The sequence below is a fragment of the Streptomyces sp. RKAG293 genome, assembly GCF_023701745.1.
GTDB lineage: Bacteria > Actinomycetota > Actinomycetes > Streptomycetales > Streptomycetaceae > Actinacidiphila.
This window is the reverse complement of record NZ_JAJOZB010000001.1, coordinates 3,543,437-3,557,073: the sequence shown is the minus strand read 5'-3', so window position 1 is coordinate 3,557,073 and position 13,637 is coordinate 3,543,437. Positions and strand designations below refer to the sequence as shown.

11 protein-coding genes are annotated in these 13,637 nt (G+C 72.6%); 4 read left to right on the top strand and 7 right to left on the bottom strand.

Going from position 1 to position 13,637, the window contains the following annotated elements:
• Position 1: 1 nt before the first annotated feature.
• The 3 genes from LNW72_RS15695 to LNW72_RS15685 are packed head-to-tail and all read right to left on the bottom strand — an operon-like array spanning position 2 to position 4,526.
• Positions 2-940, bottom strand: a complete 939-nt coding sequence (locus LNW72_RS15695) for a hydroxymethylglutaryl-CoA lyase (protein WP_250975990.1) — start codon at positions 938-940, stop codon at positions 2-4.
• Entirely contained in the window at positions 937-2,898 is a 1,962-nt protein-coding gene (locus tag LNW72_RS15690; protein WP_250980170.1) for an acetyl/propionyl/methylcrotonyl-CoA carboxylase subunit alpha, read from the bottom strand. Before LNW72_RS15690 ends, LNW72_RS15695 begins: the two co-directional genes overlap by 4 nt.
• Before the next feature lie 14 nt (positions 2,899-2,912).
• Positions 2,913-4,526: a carboxyl transferase domain-containing protein gene (locus LNW72_RS15685; protein ID WP_138355053.1), complete on the bottom strand. Its 1,614-nt coding sequence runs from the start codon at positions 4,524-4,526 to the stop codon at positions 2,913-2,915.
• 84 nt (positions 4,527-4,610) lie between these two features.
• Here LNW72_RS15685 and LNW72_RS15680 point away from each other — a divergent pair, with 84 nt between their 5' ends.
• The 3 genes from LNW72_RS15680 to tesB all read left to right on the top strand — a co-directional run bounded on the left by LNW72_RS15680 (position 4,611) and on the right by tesB (position 7,329).
• A complete protein-coding gene (locus tag LNW72_RS15680) occupies positions 4,611-5,222 on the top strand; it encodes a TetR/AcrR family transcriptional regulator (protein WP_250975989.1) in 612 nt (203 codons plus the stop codon).
• Between the two features lie 63 nt (positions 5,223-5,285).
• Positions 5,286-6,443: an acyl-CoA dehydrogenase family protein gene (locus LNW72_RS15675; protein ID WP_250975988.1), complete on the top strand. Its 1,158-nt coding sequence runs from the start codon at positions 5,286-5,288 to the stop codon at positions 6,441-6,443.
• A gap of 10 nt (positions 6,444-6,453) precedes the next feature.
• Positions 6,454-7,329 (top strand): acyl-CoA thioesterase II, encoded by an 876-nt coding sequence (tesB, locus tag LNW72_RS15670; protein ID WP_250975987.1) that lies wholly within the window; start codon positions 6,454-6,456, stop codon positions 7,327-7,329.
• A gap of 26 nt (positions 7,330-7,355) precedes the next feature.
• Here the strand turns inward: tesB and LNW72_RS15665 are convergent, their stop codons facing one another.
• From LNW72_RS15665 to LNW72_RS15650, 4 genes are all read right to left on the bottom strand, one after another.
• Positions 7,356-8,543, bottom strand: a complete 1,188-nt coding sequence (locus LNW72_RS15665) for a histidine kinase (RefSeq protein ID WP_250975986.1) — start codon at positions 8,541-8,543, stop codon at positions 7,356-7,358.
• A complete protein-coding gene (locus LNW72_RS15660; protein ID WP_250975985.1) occupies positions 8,540-9,217 on the bottom strand; it encodes a response regulator transcription factor in 678 nt (225 codons plus the stop codon). Before LNW72_RS15660 ends, LNW72_RS15665 begins: the two co-directional genes overlap by 4 nt.
• Positions 9,218-9,321: 104 nt before the next feature.
• Positions 9,322-10,113: a phosphatase gene (locus LNW72_RS15655; RefSeq protein ID WP_250975984.1), complete on the bottom strand. Its 792-nt coding sequence runs from the start codon at positions 10,111-10,113 to the stop codon at positions 9,322-9,324.
• Positions 10,114-10,293: 180 nt separating this feature from the next.
• Complete coding sequence (locus tag LNW72_RS15650) at positions 10,294-11,952, bottom strand: PucR family transcriptional regulator (protein ID WP_250975983.1); 1,659 nt, start codon at positions 11,950-11,952, stop codon at positions 10,294-10,296.
• Between the two features lie 127 nt (positions 11,953-12,079).
• Between LNW72_RS15650 and LNW72_RS15645 the strand changes: the two genes are divergently transcribed.
• Positions 12,080-13,552 (top strand): sodium:solute symporter, encoded by a 1,473-nt coding sequence (locus LNW72_RS15645; protein WP_250975982.1) that lies wholly within the window; start codon positions 12,080-12,082, stop codon positions 13,550-13,552.
• Positions 13,553-13,637 lie beyond the last annotated feature (85 nt).

Below are 13,637 nucleotides of genomic sequence, written 5' to 3'. Positions count from 1 at the left end.
ACTACGGCTCCTGGTGGGAGAGGGCGCGGACGGTGCGGGAGGGGCTTGGCCTCCCGAGCTGCTCCGCCATCCACACGCTCGTGGCGGTGAGGCGGTCGAGGTCGACCCCGGTGTCGATACCGAGGCCGTTCAGCATCCAGACGAGGTCTTCTGTGGCGAGGTTGCCGGTGGCGCTCTTCGCGTACGGGCAGCCGCCGAGGCCGCCCGCGGAGGCGTCGACGACGGTCACCCCCCGCTGGAGGGCGGCCAGGGTGTTGGACAGCGCCTGGCCGTACGTGTCGTGGAAGTGCACGGCGAGCCGGTCCGTCGGGACCCCCTGCTCCACCAGGGCGGCGAGCAGCGCGGTGACATGGCCGGGGGTGGCGACCCCGATCGTGTCGCCGAGGCTCAGCTCGGTGCATCCCAGGTCGTACAGCCGGCGGGCGACGGCCGCCACCCGCTCCACCGGGACCGGGCCCTCCCACGGGTCGCCGAAGCACATGGAGAGATAGCCGCGCACGGTGGCTCCGGCCTCCCGGGCCCTGGCGACGACCGGCTCGAACATGGCGAGGGACTCGTCGACGGTCCGGTTCAGATTGGCCTTGGCGAACGACTCGGTCGCGCTGCCGAAGACCGCGATCTCCGTGACGCCGAGCGCCAGGGCGCGTTCCAGACCCCGTTCGTTGGGGACCAGCACCGGCAGATGCGCGTCCACATCGGCCAGCAGCGGCATCAGCTCGGCGGCGTCGGCCAGTTGGGGCACCCACTTGGGGTGCACGAAGCTGGTCGCCTCGATCGTGCCGAGGCCCGCGGCGGCCAGCCGGTGGATGAACTCGGCCTTCACCGCGGTCGGGACGGTCGTCTTCTCGTTCTGCAGCCCGTCGCGCGCGCCGACCTCGTGGATCCTGACCCGCGCGGGCAGCCCGGCGGCCGGTACGGACATGGGCAGGCCGTTGGTCATGACTCCTCCCGGGGAGTGACGACGGCGAGCACCTGGTCCATGGCGACGGTGCTGCCGGGGGTGACGTCGATCTCGGTGACCGTGCCGTCGTGGGGAGCGGTGATGACGTGCTCCATCTTCATCGCCTCGACGACCAGCAGGCTCTGGCCCGCGGTCACCTCGTCCCCGGTCGCGACCTTGACGACGGTCACCGTGCCGGGCATCGGCGCGGTGAGCGCGCCGGTGCCACCGGCGCCCGCGCTGCCGCTCAGGGCGGCCGCGACGGGGTCGTGGTCCGCGACGTGCCAGCTGTCCCCGTCACGGCCCAGCCAGGCGCCCGCGTGGTGGAAGGAATGGGTGGCGCCGTCCCAGTGCAGGACGCCGCGTCCGCCGTCGGGGACCAGCCGCGCGGGCACCGCCGCGGCGTCGCCCACCCGGACCTCGCCTCCGCGGACCCGGACGGCCAGCGGCTCGTGGCCCGGCACTCGCAGATGGTGGGTGGTCCAGGCCGGCTCGCCGCCCAGCCGCCAGCCGTCGGCCGCCGAGAACGGATCGGTCCAGGTGGTGGCGTCCGACGGGGGGAGCAGAGCGGCCTGGCGCAGCAGTGCCGCGGCGGCGTAGACCTCGGGCGGCACGTCCGGTGAGATCAGCGAGCCGACCTCGCGCTCGACCAGTCCGGTGTCGAGGACTCCGGAGACCACCTCCGGGTGGGCCAGCAGCCGCCGCAGGAAGCCGGCGTTGGTGGCGACACCCAGGGTGACGGTGCCGGCCAGCGCCGCGCGCAGCTTGCGCAGCGCGGTGGCGCGGTCGGGGCCGTACGCGATGACCTTGGACAGCATCGGGTCGTACAGGCTGCCGATCTCGGTGCCCTCGGCGAGCCCGGAGTCGGTGCGGACCCCGTCGCCCTGCGGTTCGTGGAGCGACAGCACGGTTCCGCCGGAGGGCAGGAAGCCGCGGGCCGGGTCCTCGGCGCAGATCCGGGCCTCGACGGCGTGGCCGGTGAGGGTGACGCCCTCCTGCCCGAACGGCAGGCGCTCGCCGGAGGCGACGCGCAGCTGCCACTCGACGAGGTCCAGGCCGGTGATGAGTTCGGTGACGGGATGCTCGACCTGGAGGCGGGTGTTCATCTCCATGAAGCAGTACGCGGACGGGTCCGCGCCCGGGACGATGAACTCGACGGTGCCCGCGCCGACGTAGCCGCAGGAACGGGCGGCCTGCACGGCGGCCTCGCCCATCGCCGCGCGGGTGGCCTCGTCCAGGAGCACGCTGGGGGCCTCCTCGATCACCTTCTGGTGCCGGCGCTGCAGCGAGCACTCCCGCTCGCCCAGGTGGACGACGTTGCCGTGGGCGTCGGCCAGCACCTGGATCTCGATGTGCCGCGGCCGGTCGATCCAGCGCTCGACGAGGAGGGTGTCGTCGCCGAAGGAACCGCGGGCCTCGCGCCGGGCGGCGGCGATCTCGTCGCCGAGCTGCGTCTCGTCCCGCACCAGCCGCATGCCCTTGCCGCCGCCGCCCGCGGACGGCTTGAGCAGGACCGGCATGCCGATCTTCTGTGCCTCGCCGATGAGTTGGGTGTCGGTCAGACCGCTGCCGGACGATCCCGGTACGACCGGGACACCGGCCTTCAGAACGGTCGCCTTGGCGCGGATCTTGTCGCCCATCAGCTGGATCGCCGAGGCCGGCGGTCCGATGAAGACGAGCCCGGCGTCGGTGCAGGCCTGCGCGAAGGCGGCGTTCTCCGCGAGGAAGCCGTAGCCGGGGTGCACGGCCTGGGCCCCGGTACGGGCGGCGGCGCGCAACTGCTCGTCGATGGAGAGGTAGTTCTCGATGCGGACCGCGGTGTCGGCTTCGCGGACGTGCCGGGCGTCGGCGTCGGCGTCGCTGAACACGGCGGCCGATCGCACACCGAGGCGCCGCAGTGTGCGGATCACCCGGACGGCGATCTCACCGCGGTTGGCGATGAGGACGGTGTCGAACATGGTCATCTCTGTCCTCACATCCGGAAGACGCCGTAGCCGGGCTCACCCAGCGGCGCGTTGGCGCAGGCGGTGAGCGCGAGGCCCAGGACCGTGCGGGTCTCCAGCGGGTCGATCACGCCGTCGTCCCAGAGCCGGGCGGTCGCGTAGTAGGCGTTGCCCTGGGTGTCGTACTGGGCCCTGATGGGGTCCTTGAACGCGGTCTCCTCATCGGGAGCCCACTCGCCGCCCGCCGCCTCGATCTGGTCGCGCTTGACGGTGGCGAGCACGGAGGCGGCCTGTTCGCCGCCCATCACGGAGATCTTGGCGTTGGGCCACATCCACAGGAAGCGCGGTGAATAGGCGCGCCCGCACATCGAGTAGTTGCCGGCGCCGTACGAGCCGCCGATCACGACCGTCAGCTTGGGCACCCGGGCGCAGGCCACCGCGGTGACCATCTTCGCGCCGTGCTTGGCGATGCCGCCCGCCTCGTACTGGCGGCCCACCATGAACCCGGAGATGTTCTGCAGGAACAGCAGCGGGATGCCGCGCTGGTCGCACAGCTCGATGAAGTGCGCGCCCTTCATGGCGGACTCGGCGAAGAGGATGCCGTTGTTGGCGATGATGCCCACCGGGTGGCCGTGCACATGGGCGAAGCCGGTGACGAGCGTCGTGCCGTACTCCGCCTTGAACTCCGCGAAGCGGCTGCCGTCGACGATCCTGGCGATGACCTCGCGCACGTCGTACGGGGTGCGGGAGTCGACGGGCACGGCGCCGGTGAGCCCCGCCGGGTCGACGGCGGGCTCCTCGACCGGGTCGAGGTCCCAGGGGCGGGGGACCCGGGGGCCGAGGGTGGACACGATGTTCCGCACGATGCGCAGCGCGTGGGCGTCGTCCTCGGCGAGGTGGTCGGTGACGCCGGAGATCCTGGAGTGCACCTCGCCGCCGCCGAGCTCCTCGGCGGTGACGACCTCGCCGGTCGCGGCCTTCACCAGCGGCGGCCCGCCCAGGAAGATCGTGCCCTGGTTGCGGACGATCACCGCTTCGTCGCTCATGGCCGGGACGTACGCGCCGCCGGCCGTGCACGAGCCCATCACCGCGGCGATCTGCGGGATGCCGCGGGCCGACATCGTCGCCTGGTTGTAGAAGATCCGGCCGAAGTGGTCGCGGTCCGGGAACACCTCGTCCTGCCGGGGCAGGAAGGCGCCGCCGGAATCGACCAGATAGACGCACGGCAGCCGGTTGTCGAGCGCGATCTCCTGCGCCCGCAGGTGCTTCTTCACCGTCATGGGGTAGTACGTGCCGCCCTTGACCGTGGCGTCGTTCGCGACGACCACGACCTCACGGCCGGAGACCCTGCCGATGCCGGCGACGACGCCGGCGGCCGGGGCCTGGCCCTCGTACATCCCGTCGGCGGCCAGCGGCGCGAGCTCCAGGAAGGGCGAGCCGGGGTCGAGCAGCCCGTCCACCCGGTCACGGGGCAGGAGCTTGCCGCGCGCGGTGTGCCGGGCGCGGGCCTTCTCGCCGCCGCCGAGCCGGGCGGCGGCGAGTTTGTCGCGCAGCCGCGCACTCAGTTCGGCGTGCGCCGCCGCATTGGCACGGTAGGTCTCCGACGCCGGATCGGCGGCGCTGGAGAGGACGGGTGCTGCCATGTGTCGGGCCCCCGGAAGTTAGCGAGCGTTAACGTGGTGACCTTCACGTTAACGCTCGCTAACGGGATTGTCTAGACTCGTTCCATGCACCCCACGAAGGCGAGCGAGAACCGCCGCGACCAGATCCTGCGGGAGGCCGCCCGGCTCTTCGCCGAACGCGGATTCCATGGCGTCGGTGTGGACGAGATAGGGGCCGCGGTCGGCATCAGCGGACCCGGCCTCTACCGGCACTTCGCGGGCAAGGACGCGATGCTCGCCGAGCTGCTCGTCGGCATCAGCGGCCGGCTGCTCACGGCCGGGAAGGCCCGGGTCGCCGAGGCCTCCGACCCGGCCGGAGCACTGGACGCGCTGGTCCGCGGCCATATCGACTTCGCGCTCGACGACCGCCCGCTGATCACCCTGCACGACCGCGAACTGGACCGGCTGCGCGACTCCGACCGCAAGCTGGTGCGCCAGCTCCAGCGGCAGTACGTCGAGCAGTGGGTCGACGTCGTCCGGCAGGTGCGTCCGGCCGCGCCCGAGCCGCAGGTGCGGGCCGCCGTGCACGCGGTCTTCGGGCTGCTCAACTCCACCCCGCACCTGGGCGCGCACAGCGGGCTCCCGGACCGGAACGACACCGCGGCGCTGCTGCGCCGGCTGGCACTCGGTGCACTGACGGCCCTGGACAGCATGGACGACCGGCGAGTAACTTACTGAGCGCTTGCTTATTTTCCGGACCCCGGTCCCGGATCCATGTCTCAGGCCCAGAGGAGGCGCGAAGTGCGTCGTACGGTGTTCAACGAGGACCACGAAGCGTTCCGCGAGACGATCCGGGACTTCATCGCCGCCGAGGTCGTTCCCGTCTACGACGAGTGGCTGGCGGCCGGCCAGGCCCCCCGCGACTTCTACCGCAAGCTCGGTGAGCTGGGCGTCTTCGGTATCGAAGTGCCCGAGGAATTCGGCGGGGCCGGCGAGACCAGCTTCAAGTTCCAGGCCGTCATCACCGAGGAGTGCGCCCGCGCGGGCGTCAGCTTCGGCGGCAGCGGCGTGCACACCGGCCTCTGCCTCCCGTACCTGCTGGCCTACTGCGACGACGAGCAGAAGAAGCGCTGGCTCCCCGGCTTCGTCTCCGGCGACATGATGACCGCCATCGCCATGACCGAGCCGGGCACCGGCTCCGACCTGGCCGGCATGAAGACCACCGCCAAGCTCTCCGAGGACGGCACGCACTACGTCCTCAACGGCGCCAAGACCTTCATCACCGGCGGTGTGCACGCCGACCGCGTCATCGTCTGCGCCAGGACCGCCCCGGCCACCCCCGAGGACCGCCGCGCGGGCATCTCCCTGCTGGTCGTCGACACGAAGTCCGAGGGCTACGCCGTCGGCCGCAAGCTGGAGAAGCTCGGCCTCAAGACCTCCGACACCGCCGAGCTGTCCTTCACCGACGTGAAGGTGCCCGTCGAGGACCTGCTCGGCGAGGAGGGCAAGGGCTTCTCCTACCTCGGCCAGAACCTGCCCCAGGAGCGGATCGCCATCGCCGTGGGCGCCTACGCGCAGGCCTCCGCCGCCATAGGTTTCGCCAAGGCGTACGTCCAGGACCGCACCGTCTTCGGCCAGTCCGTCGCCTCGTTCCAGAACACCAAGTTCGTGCTCGCCGACTGCAAGGCCGAGGTGGACGCGGCCCAGGCCGTCGTCGACCGCGCCCTGGACGCGCACGACGCCGGGGAGCTGACCGCCGCCGACGCCGCCTCCGCCAAGCTCTTCTGCACCGATGTCGCGGCCCGCGTCATCGACAAGTGCCTGCAGCTGCACGGCGGCTACGGCTACATGCTGGAGTACCCCATCGCCCGCCTGTACGCGGACAACCGCGTGAACCGCATCTACGGCGGCACCAGCGAGGTCATGCGCTCCATCATCGCCAAGTCGATGGGCCTGTGAGCGCGACCCTGTGAACACAGCGCTGACGTCCCTGCTCGGTCTGCTCGATCTGGAGCGGATCGAGCAGGACATCTTCCGCGGCATCAGCAGGTCGGCGGTCGTGCCACGGGTGTTCGGCGGCCAGGTCGCCGCCCAGGCGCTGGTCGCGGCGGGCCGCACCGTCCCCGGGGACCGCGCCGCGCACTCCCTGCACGCGTACTTCCTGCGGCCGGGCGACCCCGGCGCGCCGATCGTCTACCAGGTGGACCGGATCCGGGACGGCCGCTCCTTCACCACCCGAAGGGTGGTGGCCGTTCAGCACGGACAGCCGATCTTCCATCTGTCGGCGTCCTTCCAGGAGCACGAGGAAGGGCTCGAGCACCAGGAGCCCATGCCGTCGGCGCCGGACCCCGAGTCGCTGCCCACCGCCGAGGAACTGCTGCCCGCGCACGCGGACAAGTTCCCCGACCCCAAGGTCATCGACCGCCTCCTGGAGGCGCGGGCCGCCGTCGACCTGCGGTACGCCGAGGACCCGCCGTTCCTCGTCGCCGGGCAGGGCCCGCGCGAACCGCGCTCCCAGGTGTGGTTCCGCACCCGCGGCAAGCTCGCGGACGACCCGCTGCTGCACGTCTGCCTGGCCACGTACGTCTCGGACATGACGCTGCTGGACTCGGTGCTCCTCGCCCACGGGCGGGGTGGCTGGGCCGTCGGCGACGTGGTCGGCGCCAGCCTGGACCACGCCATGTGGTTCCACCGGCCCTTCCGCGCCGACGAATGGCTGCTGTACGACCAGCAGAGCCCGTCGGCGTCCGGCGGCCGGGGGCTGGGCACCGCCCGGATCTACACCCAGGACGGTCGCCTCGTGGTGTCCGTGATCCAGGAGGGCGTGGTCCGCGTCCCGCGTTAGCGGGTGGGGCACACGGCCCGCCCGCCCTACGCGGCGGGGAGGACGGCCCGCACCAGGAAGCCGCCGTCGGGCTGCGCGCACGCGTCGAGGGTGCCGCCCAGCTGGGCGGCACGTTCGCGCAGGCCGGCGAGGCCGTGGCCGCCGGAGGGCAGCAGGGGGCCCGGCAGCTCACCCGGCGGGCCGTTGCGGACGCTGACCAGGAGCCGTCCCCCGGTCAGCCGCACGTCGACCTCCGTCTCGGCGCCCGTCGCGTGCTTGCGCACGTTGGTCAGCGACTCCTGCACGATCCGGTAGGCGGCCTGCCCGACGGGCTCCGGGCAGCTCCCCGCGTCTACCTGCCCCCGCACCGTGGGGCCCGCCGTCGCCAGCAGCGCCGGCAGCTCGGCCAGTCCGGGTCCGGCCGGCGGCGTCATGCCCGCCTGACGTGCCCGGCCCGCCGGGTCCGACGAGCCGGACGCGTTCGTCACGGGAAGCCGCAGCAGGCCCACCATGCGGCGCAGTTCGTCCAGCGCGTCCCGGCTCAGCTCGCGCACCGCTCCGGCCGCGTCGCGGGCCTCCTGGCTCCGTGCGGTGACCTCCAGCGCGCCGGACTGCACCGCGATGAGGCTGATGTGATGCGCGACGGTGTCGTGCATCTCGCGGGCGAGCCGGGCGCGTTCCTGCACGACGGCCTGCTCGGCGGCGAGCCGCCCTTCGCGTTCCCGGCTCTCGGCCAGCTCGGCGAGCCGGGCCGCCAGCTCCCGCCGGGAGGAGCTGAGCAGCCCCAGGGCCGTGGGGGCGGTGGCCAGCAGGGCGGACAGCAGCAGCGCCAGGATCGTGGGCGCCGGCTCCCAGTCGATCGTGCCCAGCCACGGCCAGGGGACGAAGGAGACCACGGCCACGGCCGCGGCGCAGCCGCCGATGACCCACATCCGGGGTGTGACACGGGGGCCCGACCCGGTGCCGCCGTTCGTGTCCGGCACCGTGCGGCCCGTCCCGCCGGAGGCGACCTGGTAGAGCGCGGCCATCGGCGCCAGCCACACGTACCCGAGCGAGAGCGCGGGCAGCGTCGCCGCGAAGGCGAGCAGCGGAAACCGCCGGCGCACCAGGAGAGCGGCCGTCGCGGTGCACGCGACGGCGAGCGAGAGGGAGCCGCCCATCGACCGCGTCGCCCACACCTCGGTCGCCGAGAGGGCGATCAGGGCGGCATCCAGGACGGCGGGCCGCAGTCTCACGTCCGCTCCGCGGCCGGGGCGAGTCCCGCGCGGTGGGCGAGCACGGCCGCGGCGACCCGGTTGGGCGCGTCCAGCTTCCGCAGCACCGCGCGCACATGGTCCTTGACGGTGGCGACCGTGATCCCCAGCCGTGCGGCGATGTCGGAGTTCGGCAGACCCGCCGCCAGGAGGGCGAGGACTTCGCGCTCGCGCAGGGTGAGCAGGCCCAGGGCGACGGCGTCCGCACCGCCGGGGTTGTCGAGGCCGGTTCCGGCCCCCGCCCCGAGGTACCCGCGGACGACCGTACGGCCGACGGTCGGCGTGAAGACCGTCCCGCCGGAGGCGAGGACCCGCACGGCGTCGATCAGTGTGCCCACGGCCGTGTCCTTGAGGAGGAAGCCGGTAGCGCCCTCCCGCATCGCGGCACTGATGTACGCGCTGGTGTCGAACGCCGTGAGCATGGCGACGGCGGGTGGCCGCGGCAGCGCGCGCAGCTCCCGCAGGACCGTGAGGCCGTCCGGTGCCGGCATGACGGCGTCCAGCAGCACCAGGTCGGGTCCGGCCGCCTCGATGGCGGCCACCGCGTCCCGGCCGTCGCAGTCGACGACCACCGCGATGTCTCCCGCGGTCTCCAGAATCCGCCGCAGGGCGACCCTGACCAGCGCCTCGTCGTCGACGATCGCTACATGGATCAACTTGCGCCTGCCTTCTGAAGCCCCTCTGCGATCGTAACCAGAGACTTCGGATCCGCAGAGTCCGGATCCGCTGCGCGGAGGTAGGCCGCGTGCCCGCGCCGGGCTCAGATCCGTGCTTCGAGGCCTGCGGCGGCCAGCAGGTAGGCGGTCAGCGGGTCGTACAGGTGGGGTGGCACGTTGTCGTCCAGGGGGACCGTCACCGTCAGGTCGCCCTCGGCCTCGCCGACGAACAGCGCGGGATCGTTGCAGTCCGCGAAACCGACCGTGTCGATGCCCTGGCTGCCCGCGAAGCCCGCCCACCCGTGGTCGGCGACGACGAGATCGGGCTCCTGGCCCTCGTTCTCCATGGCGTCCAGCACCTCCCGCATGGGGTCGGGGGAGTGGGTGTGCATGAGGTTTCCGCCGCGGTGCAGAACGGACACACCACCGATGTGCCGGATCTCGCCGTTGTCGGCGTACAGCCGGTCCGCGGGCAGCAGGATCTCGCAGCCCGCGTCGCGCAGCGCGGCGGCGAGCGCCTGGTGCACGGCGAACATCCCGGCCGGGTGACCGGTGGCGAACAGCACGCGGGCCCGGGATTCCGCGGCCTTGCGCAGCTCGACGGCCATCCGGTCCAGCGCGTCGATCGTCAGTTCCGCGTCGATGGTGTCCTGTCCCCTGCGGTGCTTCGGGTTGGCGACGACCCCGCAGCGTTCCACCATCAGCTCCAGCACGGCCCGCGGATCCGTCCAGCGGTCGCCGAGCTCCAGGCCCAACCAGTAGTAGCGGTTCCCCTCGGCGAGCTCACGGTAGTGATCGAGGTTGTTCTCGCGGCTCGTGGCCACGTCACCCGCGATGCGGGTGCGTATGAGGTGCTCGGCGAGGGACTGGCGGGACGGCGTCGTGTCATGGGGCATGTGTCTCATTGTCGCGCCTGGCCGCACGGGCGTAGGGGGCGAGGGTGATCGACACCGATGTGTGACCCTCGGAGGGGCCGGGGACCGGCTTTCCGCCGACTGTCGACGGGGTCCCTTCGGGCTTCGGTTCCGATCCCGGCACGGGTCCCGGTCGCATGTCGACCCCGGCGTTGTCGCTGCTCAGAGCCAGCGCAGGGCGAACCAGAGGTCCATGCGGGTGTCGGGGTCGTCGAGGTCCGCGTCGAGCAGCGCGGCGGTCCGTGCGATGCGCTGCCGCACCGTGTTGCGGTGCACTTCCAGTGCGACCGCGCTGCGGTCCCAGCTGCCGTGCAGCGCCAGCCAGGCCCGCAGCGTCTCCACGAGGGCGGGGGAGTCCAGCAGCGGTGCCAGCAGGGCACGGGCCTGGGCACGCGCCTCCTCGGGCGCCACGAGTGCCGTCATGCCCGCGCCGCCGCCGCGGTGCCGGGCCAGCCCGGAGCGGTTCGCGACGGCCCGGCGCAGCGCACCCGCCGCCTGGGCGTCGGCGGCGGAGAGTTCCGCCGTGGACGCGGGGGCGCTGACCCCGAGCGTCCAGCCGGGCTGCGCGGAGATCCGGCGGTCGGCGGGCAGCAGGGCCCGGACGGCGGCGACCCCGTCCGCGTCGACCAGCGCGGTGCCGAGCGCGGCTGCCAGGGCGGCGGCGGCCAGGGGTGCCGCCTCGCCGCGGGTGGGGCCGGAGCCGCGGTGATGCCCGTGCACCACGATCCAGCGCGGCCCGGCCGCTTCGGGGTGTTCAGCGCCGCTGTCGGTTTCTGCGGCCGGACGGGTGGGACCGGTCAGCAGGGGCGCGACGTCCTCGGGACGTGCGCCGAGCAGCAGCCGCACCAGGGCGGCGGAACGGTCGGTGTCGGCCGTGCCCTGATAGGGGCCGGTGAGCAGCGAGAGCAGCACGGTGGCGACCCCGGTGAGCGCGTTGTCGGCCGGATCGCGCCGCCCCGCCGCGACGGCCAGCACGAGGCCCTCGCCGGGGGCGCTTCCGGCCAGCGCGTAGGCCGCCAGATGCGCGCCGGCGACGGTGTCGGTGGCGGAGGACGGGGCCTGGACGGTCTGCGACCGGTTGCCCGGCAGCGGCCTGACGACCTGCGCCAGCTGGCCGAGCGCCGCGCGGACCGGCGGCCCGGGGCGGGTGCCCGCCCCGTACAGCTCCCCGCCGCCGGGGCCGAGGAGGGCCGCCCAGCCGCCCAGATGGTGGGCGAGCTGACGCAGCACGGCGGGTACCGGCTCGGGGCGGGCGGCGGCGGAGGCGAGGGACTGCTGGGCCTCGGTGACCCGGCGCAGCTCGCGATGACGGGCCTCGGCCATCGCCTGCCAGACGGCCCGGGCGACCGCGGTGAACGGGGTTTGCGGCGGAACCTCCACCAAAGGCAGGGCGTACCGGTCGCACGCCTCCACGAGGGCGCGGGGCGTCCTGTCGTAGACGGGGGCGAGTCCGAAGCCGAGCGCCGCGGCGCCCGCCTCCACGGCGCGTGCCACGTAGTGGTCGAGATAGGCGTCGTCGACACTGCCGTCGTCGTCTTCGGCTTGGCCGGCGCCGACGTCATCGGTGGCGCCGCGGCCGGCGTCGTCCGGGCGCGTTTTCCGTCGCCCCGTGGTGTCGCTCGCCGACGGGAAGTGCACCCCGGCGGTCAGCAGCAGCTCGCCGCCCAGGAGATACGGAACCGGGTCTTCCATCTCGCTGGTGTGCACCCAGTGGACGGGAATGTCCTCGCGCGGACCCGCGACCTGCCGAAGTCCCAGGTCCGTGCGGGCCAGCAGGTCGGCGAGCGGTACCGGGGGAGTGGGCGGCGCCAGACTCGGCATGTGCGGTCCATCCACTGGAGTGACGTCGAATGGAGGAAACGTACACTTCAGCGACATCTTTCGGCCACCTAGGGTCATCCCCGGAATCGCCCGCATGCAGTGAAGCGCTTCGGATGGAGGAGAGCCCATGGCTGTCGACTACGCAGTGATCGTCGTCTACCTGGTCGGCATGCTCGCTGTGGGGTGGTGGGGGATGCGCCGCGCCAAGTCCAAGAGCGACTTCCTCGTGGCGGGCCGCCGCCTCGGTCCCACGATGTACTCCGGCACCATGGCGGCGATCGTCCTCGGCGGCGCGTCGACCATCGGCGGCGTGGGCCTCGGCTACAAGCACGGCCTGTCCGGCGCCTGGATGGTCTTCGCGATCGGCCTCGGCCTGCTCCTGCTGAGCGTCTTCTTCTCGGCGCGCATCTCCCGGCTGCGCGTCTACACCGTCTCTGAGATGCTCGACCTGCGCTACGGCGGCAAGGCCGGGGTCATCTCCGGCGTCGTGATGTGGGCGTACACACTGATGCTCGCCGTCACCTCGACCATCGCCTACGCGACCATCTTCGACGTGCTCTTCGGCCTTGACCGCACCCTCGCCATCATCCTGGGCGGCACCATCGTGGTCGCGTACTCGACGCTCGGCGGCATGTGGTCGATCACGCTCACCGACATGGTGCAGTTCGTCGTCAAGACGATCGGCGTCCTGCTGCTCCTCCTGCCGATCGCGATCGTCAAGGCGGGCGGGTTCTCGGCGATGAAGGCGAAGCTGCCGACCGAGTACTTCGACCCGCTGGGCATCGGCGGCGAGACGATCTTCACCTATGTGCTGATCTACACCTTCGGCATGCTCATCGGACAGGACATCTGGCAGCGGGTGTTCACCGCCCGCACCGACAGGGTCGCGCGGTTCGGCGGCACGGTCGCCGGGACGTACTGCCTGGTCTACGCGCTGGCCGGCGCCGTCATCGGCACCGCCGCGAAGGTGATCTACCCGAACCTCGGGGCGGCGGACGACGCGTTCGCCACCATCGTCAAGGACTCGCTGCCGGTCGGCGTCCGGGGCCTGGTGCTCGCCGCCGCGCTCTCCGCCGTCATGTCGACCTCGTCCGGAGCGCTGATCGCCTGCGCGACCGTCGCCAACAACGACATCTGGTCGCGGCTGCGCGGCGCGGTCACCGGCGGCCAGGAGGGCGAGGACCGCGACGAGGTGCGCGGCAACCGCATCTTCATCCTGATCATGGGCATCGCGGTGATCGCCATCGCGATCGTCCTCAACGACGTCGTCCAGGCGCTCACCGTCGCCTACAACCTGCTGGTCGGCGGGTTGCTGGTGCCGATCCTCGGCGGTCTGCTGTGGAAGCGCGGCACCGGAGCGGGAGCGCTCGCCTCGATCGTGACCGGCGGTGTTTCCGTCGTCGGCCTGATGTGGTGGTACGGCATCCTCGCGAACGAACCCGTCTACTACGGCCTGCTGGCCTCGCTCGTCACGTACGCCGTGGTGAGCCTGGGCACGAAGCCGACCGACGCGGCCGTCCTGGCGGCCTGGCGCGAGCGGCTCGCGGGCCGCGGCGGCACCGCCCCGGCCGTCGCGGAACCGGTGCCCGCACAGGGCTGAACCGGGTCCCGGCACCGGGTCGAACCGGTCCCCGGACCGAACCGAACCGAAGTTATCCACAGCCCCGGCCCGCTTGTCCGCGGGC